10 protein-coding genes are annotated in these 16,748 nt (G+C 48.7%); 2 read left to right on the top strand and 8 right to left on the bottom strand.

The genetic code is table 11. The annotated features are described in order from the left end of the window. Nucleotides 1-81: 81 nt before the first annotated feature. The 3 genes from GA004_RS02745 to GA004_RS02735 form a co-directional block, all read right to left on the bottom strand. Complete coding sequence (locus GA004_RS02745) at nt 82-2,010, bottom strand: acyltransferase family protein (protein ID WP_283395764.1); 1,929 nt, start codon at nt 2,008-2,010, stop codon at nt 82-84. A 74-nt stretch (nt 2,011-2,084) separates the two neighbouring features. Further along, entirely contained in the window at nt 2,085-3,401 is a 1,317-nt protein-coding gene (locus tag GA004_RS02740; RefSeq protein WP_283395763.1) for a sulfatase, read from the bottom strand. A gap of 394 nt (nt 3,402-3,795) precedes the next feature. Continuing rightward, nucleotides 3,796-4,524: a hypothetical protein gene (locus GA004_RS02735; protein ID WP_283395762.1), complete on the bottom strand. Its 729-nt coding sequence runs from the start codon at nt 4,522-4,524 to the stop codon at nt 3,796-3,798. Nucleotides 4,525-5,055: 531 nt separating this feature from the next. Here GA004_RS02735 and GA004_RS02730 point away from each other — a divergent pair. Beyond that, nucleotides 5,056-5,673, top strand: a complete 618-nt coding sequence (locus GA004_RS02730; protein WP_283395761.1) for a TetR/AcrR family transcriptional regulator — start codon at nt 5,056-5,058, stop codon at nt 5,671-5,673. A 625-nt stretch (nt 5,674-6,298) separates the two neighbouring features. On the opposite strand, the gene GA004_RS02725 is transcribed toward GA004_RS02730, so the two are convergent. Next, complete coding sequence (locus GA004_RS02725; RefSeq protein ID WP_283395760.1) at nt 6,299-7,630, bottom strand: Nramp family divalent metal transporter; 1,332 nt, start codon at nt 7,628-7,630, stop codon at nt 6,299-6,301. 399 nt (nt 7,631-8,029) lie between these two features. Between GA004_RS02725 and GA004_RS02720 the strand changes: the two genes are divergently transcribed. After that, nucleotides 8,030-9,559, top strand: a complete 1,530-nt coding sequence (locus GA004_RS02720) for a sulfatase family protein (RefSeq protein WP_283395759.1) — start codon at nt 8,030-8,032, stop codon at nt 9,557-9,559. A gap of 4 nt (nt 9,560-9,563) precedes the next feature. Here the strand turns inward: GA004_RS02720 and GA004_RS02715 are convergent, their stop codons facing one another. The 4 genes from GA004_RS02715 to GA004_RS02700 all read right to left on the bottom strand — a co-directional run bounded on the left by GA004_RS02715 (nt 9,564) and on the right by GA004_RS02700 (nt 16,716). Then, entirely contained in the window at nt 9,564-10,952 is a 1,389-nt protein-coding gene (locus GA004_RS02715) for a sulfatase family protein (protein WP_283395758.1), read from the bottom strand. A gap of 64 nt (nt 10,953-11,016) precedes the next feature. Continuing rightward, nucleotides 11,017-14,406 (bottom strand): PVC-type heme-binding CxxCH protein, encoded by a 3,390-nt coding sequence (locus GA004_RS02710; protein WP_283395757.1) that lies wholly within the window; start codon nt 14,404-14,406, stop codon nt 11,017-11,019. A 194-nt stretch (nt 14,407-14,600) separates the two neighbouring features. Then, nucleotides 14,601-15,845, bottom strand: coding sequence for an SGNH/GDSL hydrolase family protein (locus GA004_RS02705; RefSeq protein WP_283395756.1), 1,245 nt, complete (start codon nt 15,843-15,845; stop codon nt 14,601-14,603). Nucleotides 15,846-15,852: 7 nt separating this feature from the next. Next, nucleotides 15,853-16,716, bottom strand: coding sequence for a ThuA domain-containing protein (locus GA004_RS02700; RefSeq protein ID WP_283395755.1), 864 nt, complete (start codon nt 16,714-16,716; stop codon nt 15,853-15,855). Nucleotides 16,717-16,748 lie beyond the last annotated feature (32 nt).

The raw sequence follows: 16,748 nt of genomic DNA, 5'->3' as shown, positions 1-16,748 counted from the left end.
TTGAAGGAGGCGAACCCTTGCTCGGCGGCTTTCGTGTACCACTTAACCGCTTGCTTGTAATCCTGAAGAACGCGTTTGCAATTATCTATTGGTCACGCCTGCGATAAGGTCTTGATCAAATCCATTCCCATGAAATTTGAAGTGGAGGGCCTCGGGAGTATGCCCAGTTTTCCGCTTTAGGCTCGGGTCAGCTCCGCTAGAAATTAGAACTTTTATCATTTCTGGATGACCTAGAGCAGCTGCTATGTGCAAAGGTGTTTCCCCTATCCAATCGGATGGTATGTTTGGGTTTGCACCTAGACTACATAAAATATCGATTGCTGCCAAGTTACCCGTTTTTGCGGCATAATGAAGGGCAGTCTGTCCAGTTTTATCTACAGCATTAAGATTTATACCACTCTCGACCAGAAGCCTAATTATCCTATCTAATTCTTCAAAATTTGGCTGCATCGAAGCCTGTTGATGCAACGTAGTGCTCGCCATGTGTAACGCGTTGCGACCATCAGGTCTTTTTCCGTTAGCGATCGCATTAGGATTAGACACTAATACTTCTTTTAATTTTTCCTCATCGCTCCAACTGGCGTACTGCGTTATTCGAATACCGGGCTCGCGCTCAATGTAGCCTATCAGAAACAAAGCTAGTGCAGTAGCTAGGACTGGCACCAAAGCTCTGCCACATAAGTAAACTTTTATTATTTTCCATTCTTCTCGGAGGGAGTATGAATATTTACGCCCATTCAGAAAAACTCCAACAAAACTTCCTCGAACAAGAAAATGGTATGAAATTAAACAAATAGTTGTGCTTATAGCGAGTATTCCCACGAATCCTACAATAGGACTCTGTTCATCGTTGTTAAATAAATAAGTATACAAAGACCATTGAAGAGGAAAGTGCAAGATATATACCCAATAAGATGACTGTGATAAATATTTCCAAACCGCATTTTCTTTATTCCAAAACTTCTTAAACAAAAAGATGAAACCGATCACGGCAAACCAAGCAGTATACGATTTTACTAAAGAAAAAGCGTGCCACTTTATATCGCCAAAACTCCAACCAGCGAAACTAAAGATATTATTAACTATTGGAAAAGTCCAAGCAATTTTCCCATCAACTTCTGTACCTTTGAAAAAGGCCATATCCTGGCCCAATATTTCGATCGGTATAGATAAAAATACAAAGCTAGTCTTCGTTACCAAGAAACCGAAACCTAGAAAAAGAGGAATCCAATTATATTTTAAATTTTTTAAAGCAGAACCTAGTATTTTTGGGGATTTAAACGCGAAGTAACCGAAAAAGTAAAATAACCCGAAAAATCCAAGCGTGCTCAGCGAAACACCAACCGCTGGTACGTCGGACCAAGGAGGACTTAGAAGCAAGGTTCCATAGGTAATTGCAACCATCCAATATATTCCAAATCTCCCTGAAAGCAGTCTTTGGATTGTATAAGAAGTTGCCTCGCTAAACCTACTGAACTTAAGAGATAAAAAATTAATTAATATTTGAAACGTAACAAAAATAAATAGTACTTCTAGAAACCATATGTGTTGAAACCACTGACCAATTGGACGCTCGTATCTAAAAACTGTCAGCGGATCTAATAGATGTGAGAAGTAAAGTTCCCAGAAATTAAGATTTCCATTATTTACTAAATCAACGGTAATGGCAGACCACCAAGGTTGTAGGAGTAGTACGCATACAATTAAAGGCAACAAGATGCGTTTAATCCTGTTCTCAAAAAGATTTTTAAGCCCCTTTCGGCTCAGGAATAGAGACGCAAAGAAGCCCGAAACAAGGAAAAATAATTCCATTCGGAATACATGAATAGTTTCTATAATCAGGTGTAGTGTCTCGGAGGTCTCTGCGTGAAGGTTGATTCCCGGAATAGGCCAGCTATTGTAAAAAACACCTGCGTGCAAAATAACTCCTAGGAACATAGCTATCGCTCTTAAATTATCCATATAATGGATACGTTTACTCCATCCATCATTTTCGATTAAAGACTTCATTTGAGATAAGATTTTAAATCTAGGCTTAACGGATAATTCATTCCTCCAACTCTTCCAATTTGATTCGGGGAAGCTTAAACTTTGAAGCGATATTCCACTCCGTCGATAATTGTTGGAGGGCTGTTTGTGTTTGGCTTCGCTGGCCAAGCTGGGTCTTCGATTGTAGTTTCCCAATCGCGAAAGGCCTGCTGCAGTTCGTTTACGACTTCTGGGCGTTGTTCGGCTAGATTATTTTTCTCGCTGATGTCGGCCTCTAGATTAAACAACCATACGTGCCCGGGTACTTCGACCATCTTCCATTTGCCTTTTCGCATCGCCTTGTTATCGCCGTTCCGCCAGAAGAGCGTATCATGAACATTATCAGTGCGTGCTCCTAATAGCCATTCGGTGAGATCGAAGCCGTCCATCTTTATTTCTTCGGGCAACTTCGCCCCGGCGACACTTGCAAAAGTTGGAAACAAGTCGAGAGCACTGACTGTAGCGTCGCTCACACTGCCAGCATCGATTTGGCCCGGCCATTTAATGATCAACGGGACGCGGATACCCCCCTCGAACAGGAAAAGCTTGCCCATTCGCAAAGGACCGTTGCTTTGAACTTCCGTATAAATCGGGCCACCGTTGTCGTTGAAAAACACAACCAGAGTGTTGTCAGAGAAGCCGCTGCTATTAACGGCCGCCATGATATCCCCGACCGCGTCGTCCATGGCACTAGTCATTGCGTAGTAGATACGACGCTTGAGATCGGCGACATTGGAGAATCGATCCTTATACTTTTGCGTTGCCTCGAGGGGCGTATGCACGGCATTGAATGGCACGTAGAGGAAAAACGGCTGATTGGCTGATTGTCGGCTGATGAAGTCGACGGCCTCCCTTGCGAACGCGTCGGTAAGATATTCGTCTTCGACTTCTGGATTAAAACCGCGGAGGAGGGGACCGGTATTGCCGCCACCTCCAGCCACGGCTCTCTCTTCCTTTGTTAGGCGTTTTGGATCAAGGAAGGCGTGAGCACCGGCCAGGAACCCATAGAATTCGTCAAATCCACGATTTACCGGATGGAATTGGTCCCGCGTTCCTTGGTGCCATTTTCCTACCATACCTGTCTTGTACAGAGCCTTGCTGAGTACGTCCGAAATAATAGGGGCGAATGGATCTAGTCCGCGTCCCAGCCGTTCAGTTATAGCTCTATTGCTGGTGTTGAACTCGAAACCGAATCGCTGCTGGTACTGTCCAGTTAGGAGGGCGGCACGAGATGGACTGCAGGTTCCTGCTGTGACATATGCGTTGGTGAACTTCATGCCCTGAGCAGCAAGGCTGTCGATGTTCGGAGTGGGAATATCGTTGGAACCGTAGCACCCAATATCCGCGTAACCTAAGTCGTCTGCGAATAGCATAATAATGTTAGGGCGCGGTGCATCCGGGGACAGTTGTATTGAATCTAATAGGGCCTCCTTCGCTGCTTGTTGCTCAGACGTAAGAGGCGGAAATACTGCTGATTCCCTACTATTGCGTAATTCTTGAGCGTCGGATGAGAACAGGAAGACGGCAGCTGATACAGTTGAAACGCTTCTCATAAAAGCCAATGTTACTGATTTTAAGATCTCCATCCGGTGTTTATTTTTATTTTGCATGACTTAACAGGTTTAAATCTCTTTTCTAAAAACTTTGACTGAGAGCTTAGTTTCATCTGTGTGAATGATTTGAATAATAACCTTTTTGAAGCGAGCAGATCGTTCTGTGTTCTGATCCGCCCGCAGTTTTTTCCTACCACCAGGAAAAATAGAAATATTAGAAACTTCCCGTACTCATCTCCTCTTCGAACCTCAAAACGTACCTATCGTAGTCTCCTGCGAAAAAATCAGTAACTCCCTCAAATATTCGCTGCCTCTCTTCGGCAGGAAGGTCAATGGGGGGGCCGTCTAGCTCCGCCCAGGAATCGATGAAACGTCCAGTGGAGGTAGTGTGGTTGCTACCTCCGTACAAAACCCGGTCCCAAACCCTTCCATTGCTCCCGCTTTTTTCAAAAGTTGGCAATCTACTTTCTATAAAGTCGAAGTATTCTGAGGTTTTGCCTGGTAGGATCGTTCTTTGGGTAACGACAACATATTTGGGTTTCCCCTTTAACGGTATTGATAAAACTCTCCGGGTCGTGATTAATTCCCTACTACGAATGGTCTCATTCATCGCGTTTAACCACAGATCCCTATGTGCTTGATCCATTATTGGCTCCCCGCTTCCCCTTTCGGCAAAACTATCACTTTCAGATATTATGTGAAACGTGTGCAGATCGCCATCCATTCGTTTCCAAATCCAGCGCCTGCCTCTTCCAGCTTTATCCCATGCCTCAGACATTTCCGTCTGTAAGGCTCTGAATTCCTCGATCCTATCCGGCTTAACCGCGAGCTTTCTTACGGTAATTAATCGGTCAGTTTGTTGCGAGTAAAGATTCGCACTACCGGCTAGAAAAACTGCCAACAGTAACGATATTCTGATTTGGGGTAATATATTTTTGGTCATAAACATATGACGATCAAATCCACAGAGGTTTTGTCAATATTTATTTAAAGATCGCTAAATAATTTGCGCATTGCTGCACACGTTTTGTATGATCTTACTACTCCAATAAAATTAGATTTACGCTAATTTTGTGTGCAACCTCCTGTCCGTTCCGAAAGGTAAGCCTCTTAAAGCCTGCCTTCCCATACCGGCTGTTAATCCCTTCGCAACCAAAGGGGTTTTGGCCATTATGGCATCTAAGCACTTTTATGAAGACCTTTTGGCAACACTGTTACGAAGGCACCAGCATCACCCTACTGGAGTCGATGGCAGGTTTAATTGATAGCTTCTCACCGATATCAATTGTTGTGTTTTTTGTACAAAGCCCCCTGCCCACACGGCAGGGGGCCCATGATGAATGTCGGCAAAAAATGCCAACCTAGAAAATTTAGCCAGCATGATTTTAAATCCTATGTCAATAATACCTTAATAACCGTTAAAATAATATTGGTTTTGTTGACTTTGTAACTGAAACGTGACAACTTCTTTATTATGCCCCTTAAGAACAAAACGAGACCCGTGGGAAGACCGCGTAAATTCGATCGCGACAAGGTCGTCAATGTTGCCATGAAAGCCTTCTGGACGCATGGGTATGACGGGACTAGCATGCGCATACTCGAATCGGCAACGGGTCTAGAAGCACCGAGCATATACGGTGCATTCGGCAACAAACAGCAACTTTTTGAAACGTGCATTGAAAATTATCGCGAAAAAGCTCGGCCGATCCACGACAAAGCAATAAGTCAACCAGATTCGCGGCTTGTAGCTAAATGTTGTCTCGAAGGTTTGGTTGAACTCATGACATCTGAGGACTATCCCGAGGGTTGCCTTGTCGCTTTGGGCGCAGCTTTATCCAGCCCTTCGTCCGACCCTATTCGACATTATTTAAATGATATATTTTCTGACCTTACTTTGCGGTATGTTAAGCGATTCGAAAGATCAATAGAAGAGGGTGATTTGCCAAAGAATGCAGACCCGTCAGCACTCGCAAACTACCTTATTATGCTCGATCGTGGACTCGCCCTGCAAGCAAAGGCAGGCCATAAAAAACCCGATCTTTTAAAAACCGTTTCGATAGCCGTAAGTAATTGGCCATGCTGCGATCGTTAGTTCGTTTACTAGCGAATTGTGGCTGTTTGTGCAGCGTAGCGTAATCAGCGGTTACCACTATGGATTGGAAGGCTAACTGTTCGTCAGTTTCTCTATCAAAAACGCTTCGAAGATTCCAAGGGCAGAGCTCGAAGCCCGTGCACAAACATAAATGAGTGCACCTCTTATCCAAGCAACACAAACTTAACAAAGACCGACCCCTGAATTCAACCCGCTCGATTTATCAAGGTTTCTTGCAGGAAGTAATGACTATCTTTGTGTATCTCCGTAAAAGTGTCGCCTCACTCAATCCCAATACCCTTTAGGAGGTACTAATGAAAGCCTCATGCGCTTTTCTCGATCCAATTGAAATCCCATGAATATCTTAATTTTTTAGGGGGTTATCGATGTGTAATAATATCCCCTGGTGCCATCGACAAGACGCCCTCCCCCGACTATTTATTTCATGTCATTTTCATGTCATAAATGGCACAAGCTAATGCAACCAAAGTGCACGCAATGCCGAAATTTATCCCCACAAAGCGTTGCAGACTAATATCTTAGCGATTTCGACTCCCGCCACCGCCACCATTTTCAGCTCCGAAAGCGGCCTCAAAATCGAACCTAACTTTAAGAGCCGGAAGCTTTATTCCAAAAAGTTTCCAACCGCCCGAAACAGTTGGAAGGCTCCGACCGAGGTCATAGCGAACGCGGAAATCCAAAGAAAGACGATCCAACTACCCCGGGGTCTCAGTTGCTTGTGGGTTTGAAAGTAGAGAAAATAAAGCGCGGCGAAGCTGATGATCGGCAGCATCAGAGCCTGAGCGATCGCTCCGATGGCAATCAAGGTGACCGGCTTGCTGAAAGACAGGTAGAATATACAGAATAACGCGGGGAGGATGATACACGCGATTCGCACCGCTTTTTGTCGTTGCTCGTCCGTTTTAAGATTCAGAATACCTAGCAGATTAAAAAAGTCTGTCCCCAATCGGCTATTTGATGCTGTGCCAATGAATACCGTTGAATACATGACCACAAAGGCTCCTACAATAAATATCCACAATCCAACTTCACCAAAAGAGGTACTGTAAAGATTCGATAGATTGACCATCAGGTTTTCATTATCCACCTCGATGTTTCTCCCATTGAGGACTGCAGCGCCGAGCAAGTAGAACGCCACCGTGGCACCTGTATAGATAGCCAAAGACAATAGGGCGTCGTACTTCATCACTCGTATCCACCCTTTTGCCCGCTCAATCCAAGCCTCCGTTCCGTCGTCGGGTCCGACGTTTCGGCCGTATCCTTTTTCTAAACACCAATAGGGATAGGTAATCAATTCCGAGGCACCCACCCCAATGACTCCAAAGGCCGCAAAAGCGATCACAAAGTCGTCAGGCAAATGAAAGCTAAGTCCTTCAGACAGTTGAACCCCCGTTATTCCATAGTCAGTCCAGTAAAGTGAAAACACCGCGAATATCGTGAAGACCGTAAACGAGGCCACCATGATCGAAGAGAAGTTCTGGATAAACTTGTACTGCCCGATATAAAGTAGGGTTGCGCAGGATCCTGTTATCAGAATTGCCAATACAGTGTGGGACAACTCCGAACCGGCTAGGCCGAAAACCTGGGCGATGCCTCCCACCATCCCGGAAAGCTGAAAAAAGATGGCCAACCACATAATCGACCAGAGCCATATAAGCCATGATACAATAAGCTTAGGACCAGGCACCGAGTTGAATGCTTCCAAGGTCGTTTTACGTTTTGAAATCGCGTATCGGCCGAGCTCGAGCTGAACAAATACCTTAATGATGCAGCCAAGAATAATAAACCACAGCATGATGAAGCCCACATCCGCTCCGAGCTTCGTGGTCACGATCAACTCTCCCGAGCCAACAATATTAGCTGAGATAATCAACCCAGGACCTAGTTGTCTTCGAATTCCAGCCCAGGTTTTCGGGGCATTTGCAACATCTGACATAAGGATGATTGGGGTGTTAAAACGAAAGACCGGAGAGATTAAAGCGATATTCTGCTAACCAGTCTACGATATTCTCGCAATCCACTCCAACGTTCTACGCTCATTCGGTCCGCATTGCTCTCCCGGAAAACATTTCGGACAGATCCTCATCCCTGCAGGCAGTCCCCCACTGCTCAATTTCCTGAAAAGAACATACCACCTCAAAGATGACAGAAAGGAGGCAGCTTTCTAACCTTTGCTAATAATATGGCCCGCATAAATACCGGACCTCTTGAAGTTTCTAACGCACTTTAGCACATAAACGTTTTTGCCTAAAAGTACGTCCAACGCCCTCCGTCCGGGTCGGCCTTCTCAATGTAGCCTTGTAGCTGACGTATGGATTCTCATTATTTCGCGCTAATGTCTAAAAAACGCCCCAACATCATCCTCATCATAACGGACCAGCAGCGATACGACACGATCGCGGCCCTTGGATACCCTCACCTCAACACGCCGCATACCGATCGTCTCGTCAAAGAGGGAGTCGCCTTCGAGCAGTGCCACGTGACGGCACCTTCCTGCGGTCCCTCCAGAGCAAGCCTGTTCACCGGATACTTTCCCCATAATTCCGGAGCCTTGAAAAATAACGACGCCTGGCCGCGGACCTGGGTACAAGATCTGCGCGACAGCGGCTACTACTGCGTTAACATAGGTAAAATGCACGCGGATCCCTACAACGAGAATCATGGATTTCACGAGCGCTTTGTCGTGGAGAATAAACAACGTCGCGAATCAGAACTCATGTGGAAGAAGAATCCACACATTTTCGAAGATGAATGGGATAAGGCTCTCGATTTACGCGGCTTCGACCGTCCGGAGAAGCCCTTTTACAAAGACTGGCCCGACGTGCAAGAACGCCAAGGAGCCTACGAGTGGAAACTACCTGACGACCTTCATCCCGACGTCTTCATTGGCGATCTCGCTCTTCGATGGATCAACAAGTCACCCTGGGCAGCGGACCAGTCCAAACTCATGCAGTGGATCGACAAAGACAAGCGCCCTTCGCTCGAGGACGAACCACTCTTCCTCGAGATCGGCTTCCCTGGACCTCACCCTCCATTCGACCCCGTTGAACGGTACACCAAGGAGTACATGGAGAAAGACCTGCCGATGCTACCCGTTACCCAGGAAGAAATGGACGCGCAGCCGGAAACCCTTCACTCCTTCCGCAAGCGCCTCACCCAGCGCTTCGCCGATTCCATTGCCTTCGACCCCAATGCCTCCGAAGCTTCACGAAAGCTGCAGCGGGCCTACTACCTGGCCAACGTCACCATGATCGACGAGCAAGTAGGCCGCATTATGGATCGATTGGGAGAAACCGGGCTGTTGGAAAACTCCGTCGTCATTTTCACATCCGATCATGGGGAATGCCTCGGCGACCATGGACTAGTAGAAAAGTGGACCATGTACGATCAATCAGTCCGTGTTCCACTAGTTGTTTGGAGCCCCGATCGATTTGAGGGAAACCGAAAAGTTTCGTCGCTGACACAATGGTTCGATATCGGGCCAACGATTCTAGAACTGGCCGGACTCGAGCCACCCGCTAAAATGGAGGCGGAAACCCTACTCCCATTTCTCGAAAAAGATCCGGAAGCCGAAGAGCGCGAATACGTGTATTCCGAACATGCTAAGGACTTAATGCTGCAAGACCTCGATCACTCGCTCATGATCCGGAGCAAGAAGTACAAGCTGATTGAATACATAGGAAAAGGCAATGGACAGCTCTTCGATTTGGGGGAGGATCCGGATGAGCTAAACGATGTTTGGGACTCACCTGACTACGCCGAGGTCAAGGTCAAGCTTCGACGGGATCTATCCGAATGGTTCGTAACCAGCACCGTCAACGCCACCGGCTGGTGGAAGGACCCAGCGGCTAAAGCGAAGCAGTAGCCCTTTACAATTGTTTCCTCTCTTCCGAAAAGACGTTGCCAGTTGGCTTTTCTGAAAGGGTCGCTTTCCAACGATTTACTTTACCAAGTAGTTGTTTTATCACTTCGGGTTCTCCCTTAGCGCGATCGACCTTCTCGAAAGGGTCTTCCACAATATCATATAGTTCGAAATAATCCAAATCCTGGTTCGCCATAAGCTTCCACTTTTGGTCCACGATGGCATAGGACACCCAGTGATAAGGCCGGCTCTCGGGGATGGGCCAAGCCGAACCCATTTTCCAGTACAGCGGCTTCTCCCTTATTCTTGAACTTTTCCCTTTTAGGGCCTCAACTTGGCTAACGCCATCCGGCACATAGCTGGCTGGCAATTTAACCCCTGCAATTTCGCAAAAGGTTGGCAGTAGATCCACCGCCGAAATCAGCGACCGATCATCGATTTCTCCGTCCCCAACCTTGCCCGGCCAACGAACAATGAAGGGAACATTGATACCCCCTTGGAACAAGGCGCTCTTGTAGCCCTTTCGGCCTCCCGTTATTCCCTTGGCAGCCGCAATTCCCCATCCCGCTCCGGTTGCCGTATCGTACATCAACTTGAGCTCGGTGGGACCAGAGGCTCTCGCAGGTCCGTTATCAGAACTGAATATCACGAGCGTGTTGTCTGTCAGGCCTAGATTGTCAAGTGTATCCAGAATTTCTCCAATTCGATCATCCGCATGAGAAAGGACAGAAGCGTAAATTCGATCCTCCTCGCTCTCCATCTCGCGAAATCGCCACTCGTATTTAGGAACGGTATGAAAAGGCGTGTGCGGCTCATGCAGCCAAAGGTTTATAAAGAAAGGTTTTCCTGCCTTCGCCGATTTTTCGATAAATGCGCTAGCTCGCTGGGAATCCTCGTGCACGGGAATCTGCTCTCCCGCGCAGTTAAAGGCACCGTATTCGTCGTACCCATACTCGCTAGGCAAGGGAGAGTCGGGAATCATATTGTTCGCCAGATGCCATTTCCCATAGTGCGCGGTTGCGTATCCGCTTTGCTGTAGCAACCTTGGGAGCAAAGGTACATCTAGACTCAACCAGTCCGGCATGTTGCGCTTCGCATTGCTCGGCACCCAAGCAAAGTGGCCATCAATATTGTACCGCGCGGGGAAGTGGCCCGTCATCACCGCTGTCCGACTCGGCGAGCAAACGCCACTCGCTACCGTAAATCGATGGAAATCGGTTCCTTCCGCTGCAAGACGATCGATATTCGGCGTCTTCACGTAAGGATGTCCATGGCAGCTCAAATCTCCCCATCCCCAATCATCCGCAAAAATAAAAAGAATGTTGGCACGGTCGTCACCGCGTAGTGGAACAAAGGATAGCAAAGCCAGGCAAAAGAAGGTCGATTTCAATTTCATAATAAGAAGAAAGTTCCCAATGCTCTCGGGTTCTCGGTTCATTTGAGTACCTCCCCGATATGAATCATATCCCACCCTCAACTTTAAATTTGGTGGGTGACCCCGACTGAGTACCAAAAAGCACACTCAAGCCCTTCTTTCCCCTTTTCGATGGGTCGAACGCAAAAGTAATCTCCTTCCTCCCTTTGCTCAAATCGATGGGCTTTGAAGGGTCGGGCACCGCCTCGCCATCGATCCAGAGCTCTAGTCCATCGCGATGGTTGATGTCCAAGAAAACCGGGCCCGGAGTTTGCACCTCCACAAAGCCTCTGACGAAAACACGTTTCCCCAAATTGAAATCAGCGAAAGGCAGCTCGCCACTGACTTTGCTGTAGGCGGGTTTCCAAAGCTCGCCTTCAATCGGCGGTTCGGCTCCTTCGGCTGCCGCCACACGCCACTTCCGTATGAAGGGTCTCTCGTCATTCTGAAACGGGCCCGGGTTTCCAAGGACCGACAGGAACTTGGCGAGATCGAGGAACTCGTCCCGACCCTTCAATTGATCCGCAAGCCCCGCAGGCATAAGCGAGGGCACACTTTGTTTCGATCGGATTTTTCCTACTGGGAGCTTCACTTCCTTTCCCAGAGCAGAGTCCTGTATAATAACTTCGCTTTCATCCTGATAGGCGATGACTCCCATGCGAACCTTGTTGTCCGTCATGGTAAACAGCATGTTTTCATAGTGCTCCGCAATCGAGGCGTTGGGCTCTAGAATGGACTCGATCATATAACTCGCAGAGGCCGCTGTCCCCACCGCTACCAGATTCGGCCCAATCGTTGGCCCCACGGATCCGATGCCGTGACAACTCGTGCAAGCGAGCGATGCTCGACGAAAGATCATCTCCCCTCTTACCGCATCGCCCAAGCGATTCACATCGAGGGCAAGTTCATCTCTATCTTCACTCATTAGAGCGAGGCTCAAGGAATCCTGGTGACTATCGCTGAATAGCTTGACCAGTCTTTTGGGAAGCTGACCGGTCTGTCGGTGGTAAGTCGATACGCTCCTTTTCACCTCCGGATGGATGGGAACGTTTTCAAGCAAGTCCGCAAGCACAGCGTCCCCTCTTCTAATTTTCGTAAACTCGGAGACCAAAGCTACCGGATCCGCATCGAGCGGTTCCTGAATCAAGACATCCCCAACCATCACTTTCGCTTCTTCAAGATCACCAGCGACTAAACCCGTGACTGCATGATACCGCGTGGTAATGTCGCTCAATGTCGCGAGAGACTTTATTGCATTTACATACTTCGTTTGCCTCAGTTTCCCTAAGGCTATCGCTGCTGCCTTCCGGACATCTGGAGCTCTTCCACTATCCTTAAGAATGCCAAGCAACTCGGGACCGGCCGATAGCACTTGCCATGATCCCAAACTCGCCACCACCTGTACCACGACGTCATCATTCGAATGGGAAAGAGCGGGTATCAGGGTAGCGAAGTTTCGAGAAGTTTCCAGCACAGTCCTTTCACCCACCTGCCTCAAACCATCTAGAATATCTATCGAAACCGCATCCGATTGCACTGCATTCTTCCCTACGGCATTGACCACAAGCCGGACAAGCTTCGAACTTGGAGTAGATACAAATTGCTTCTTGACCGCCGCTATTTCCGCCGGAGTCGGAGTCGGATCACCCATTAAAGCGATCAAGCGTTTGTCAATTCCTATCCCGGCGAACTGCTCTGCATACTCGCGATGAGCGGGCTTGGCAAAATCCAAGGCATCTTTTTCGAGAGCAGGAACCCAATACTTTTCGAGCCCTTTCATCGTTGAGGGAAGGGTCGCATTAATAAATCGATCACGATCACGATCCAATGCCATTAGGGCGGCAGGGGCCGCCTCAGCCTGTGGAATGAATCCCGCTGACAAGATCGCTTCCATACGGGTGCGTGGGAAGCTGTCCCTCGCTAGCTGGCCAATCATTCCCACTGGATCCGATAGCTCGTCCTGCCAGTAACGGATCACGCGGGCTCCCGCTGTACGGGCGTGTCCATTCTTTGATGACAAAACTCTACTTAATATAGGTTCGCTAACCCGTTCCACATTTTGGCAGGCCCACATCGCTTCAACCAGATGATGATCGTATTGATTCTCTTTGGTGTCCAAGGCTTCGACCCAACTCTCTACCGCAGCCAGTACTTCATCAGGATTTCGCTCGCTCAATTCCTTTCGAGCCTGATGCCGCGTCCAGCCTTCCGGGCTACTAAGGTGATCCACTAGCCTGTGAACAGGTATTCCCACCAGTTGGGGCTTCTTTACAAGTGGGCGATCTTTGTAAGTAATCCGCCATATGCGACCATGGTCGTGGTCACGGCGTGGATCTCGAAAGTCATGCTGAGCGTGATTGATGATCGAGTTGTACCAATCGGCAATGTAGATTGCTCCATCGGGACCTATCTTTGTGTCTACTGGTCTGAAGTTAGGGTGTTTTGACTTAATCAGCGGCTCAAGAACATTGGCGCTAAAACCCGCACCATCATCGATAAACTCGTAACGCACCACTGCCCGGCTTTTAAAACGCCCCGTCAAAAGCTGTCCTTGGATTTCATCGGGAAGATGGGTACCGGTCACAATATCCCCACCGCATTGCTTCTCCGTCGTTATGAGCGGTGGGATACGGGAAGGCTCATTCGAAGAGCCCGTGCCTGGGGTCAGATACATGATACGCGGATTGTTAACCATGAACGACTGGCCCCAATAATCAAATACATGTCCCCAGGGATTTCCACCCGTCCCCCGACAGAACATTCTCAATTCATGCGTGCGCGGATTATATTGGTAGACCCCGCCATTGAAATTGCGCACGACCCCATGTTGGGTTTCGACTTGAGTGTGGAGAAAGATGCCTTCCTGGAAGTAAATCCACCCGCCCGGACCGCGCCGCCAGGCGCTGATCGAGTGGTGGTTGTCCTCAATTCCGAATCCTGTTAGCGCTAACTGTCTCACATCAGCCACGTCATCGCCATCGGTGTCCTTCAAAAACAACACATCTGGAGACTGACCCACAAAACAACCTCCATTCGCCAGTTCGATTCCCGTTGGCAGGTAGAGACCATCGGCAAACACGGTCGACTTGTCCGCGACTCCATCGTTGTCCGTATCCTCAAGAATGATGATTTTGTCATTCGCGATATCACCCGGCTTGATCTGGGGATAGGCCCAGGAACAGGCCACCCACAGTCGGCCCCTCGAGTCCCATACCATGTGGATAGGATTGGCCAACATGGGATCCGCCGCAAAGAGGTTGGCTTCGTACCCCGGTAGTAATTCGAAATTCTCGAGCTCTGATGCAGGGTCATGATTGTTCATCAAATCCAAGTCGGCACCTTGAAGGTTTGCCGTCCTGATGCCGCTCGCGTCCTGGCCCGACAAGGGAATCGATAAAAAAGAGAGTAAAACAGATATAACTAGAAGGCGTTTCATAAAATTTGAGTTATCTTTATTTGCAGATTCCAAGCCGAATGGCTGGCCTAGCTCTACGAGCTGAACTCGACGTGGCTATGTCGCAACGGGCGTGGGGTTCGGGAAGGAGGATATCCATACTAGTCCCTCGCATAGCCACGTCGCAAAGCGGCGTGGGGTTCAGACAATGCTCGATCAAGTTCATGCACATACCCTCAGTTTGTATCCGGAATTAAACGCCACTCGCGAGTCTTGAGCTCAATACCTCCCTCAAGAGCGACGTCTTTCTGGTCCGCTAGCTCCTTGAAAGCCAGGATCTCCGCAGGCAAGGCCTGTCCACTAGGCGAATTACGTCGTTCGCCCACGATATGGACTTGGTTGAGAGCTTTCCAACTATAGGTGAACTGAAGGTTTTTATCTTTAACTGCTTGGCGAAATATTTCGCCATCGCGATGAGCCGGTGAAGAATCCATCGCCACTCCTTTCGCCCATTCATCTTGGCTAGCGGATGCCACACGTTCGCCACCAATCATAAGCACGTATTTCCCCGGCTGCAGGTTTTTAACAACCACCGTATCCCGCCTCGAGTTCAGACTAGCTGGCAATTCACGTTGCGTCGGAGGTGGTAATGACGGGCTTGTTTCCTCCGTTACTCTAAAACTGAGCTCGCGACGGTTCGAGGATAGATCTGAAAGAGAAAGCCCAATCCCATCACCCTTTTGCGTTTTGGCATCGATGGTGAGCCACCAGGGCCGTCCACTGGGCACGCTTTCATTTTCAAAGAACCCTTCATAAAGAGCACGCGAGACCACCCAGTACCCATATTCACTCAAATGAATGCCGTTTGTAGTCAGGGGAATCGCATCAGGTTCAGACATCATTGTGCTCGTAGGCCCATACAGATCCACAAAAGGAACGTTCTTCGCCGCTGCCACAGAGCGCATGGACTCTGTGTACAATTGCAAATCACGGTTTCTCTCAACAAGCTTTGGGGTCAACTCTCCAAGGTTCTCGTAAGCAATCGGGGAAACTAGAATCAGACGTACCTCCGATTCGCCATTGTACCGCTTCCCCCTATGAGACGCGATGAACGCCTTCAGGTCTGACTTGAAATTCTCGATACCCGCCTCTCCCTCGAAGGACTCCCCCATCCCAAAACAGGCGATGATTACATCGGTTTGATGATCCCGCAAGGTAGACTCCTCGGTCGGAAAATTGGTGGGCCGATCGCGGGCCGAGAGCATGTCACCCGCCCAGCCCAAGTTCCGAATCGAAACTGGCTCTTCCCGCCAATGCTGTAATAGAAGTGTCTCCAAGTATCCGTGGGAGCGAAGCTGATCGGCAAAGGTATTGCCCACAATAGCGATGCGGATCCCAGGCAGCAGGGGAGAGTCCGCCTTCGCCAATCCCAGGAGACAGCCAAAGGAAAAAAGAAACCGTGCGATTGTACGTGTATTCATCTCTTGTCTACTTATCGGCTCTCTTGATGTCCCAAGTGCTAATTGCCGTGTCCGCGCTCGGCATTTGCTTGCCGACTGCCCAGCAGACACTGTTGACCAGCATACGCGTGAAGGCCTCTTCTCCGAAGTCACCCGGATGGCCGAGGGTCGAGCCAAATACCTTTCCACCCCACTCATTTTCCCACGCCCAAGCGACAATGTCCGCTTCGGTTTCGTTCACGAGGGTCGTTCCAAAACTCCGCTCTAGCAACCGCATTTTGCCCGTTCCCGTCCCAGACATCAGAGGAATGCAGCCCGGTTGAAGGCGCGTTAAATAGAGAGTCCCTAACGAGTCCCAGTTCGCCGTGTCAACATGAGTCATAATGGGATGCTTCAAGTGCTTATCGACAACGCTGATATCCGTCACACTCGATTGGTGCACAATATAGGGCGTTCCGATAACTCTCCTTCCGAATCCATTATTCCATTCAAATCGTTTGTGGCCTTGCGGAAACTTGAAGGAGTGATTAGCGGTCCGCAGCCCGATGACCGGTTTGCCGGACTTTATGTAATTTTCGATGGGCTGCCACTCTTCATCAGGCAGGTTCAGAAATCTCAGGAAAAAAATGGCCGCATCCGCATCTGCCAAGGCTTCAATCCCAGGGAGCACATTCTCCGTCTTTTTTTCCGGATCCCCTTCTCCCATAACTACCGTGGTTCTAAAACCGAAGCGCTCCAGCTCCTTGGCAAAAACAGGTAAGGTCAGCTCTGGAGAGTAATGCAACGTTCCCGCTATGAGCACGACGTGCGGTTCGTCGGCTGCCGCGTGAACTGGTGCTCCGATCAAAAGAGAAACTCCGACTAGGAAACCGTTGAGGGGTATCTTCTTCATATTGTGTATATTGAAAAACCAATCTTAGCGAT

Origin of the sequence: Candidatus Pelagisphaera phototrophica (assembly GCF_014529625.1) — a bacterium.
GTDB lineage: Bacteria > Verrucomicrobiota > Verrucomicrobiia > Opitutales > Opitutaceae > Pelagisphaera > Pelagisphaera phototrophica.
The sequence above is the reverse complement of the archived record's forward strand: the minus strand, read 5'-3'. Positions and strand labels throughout refer to the sequence as shown.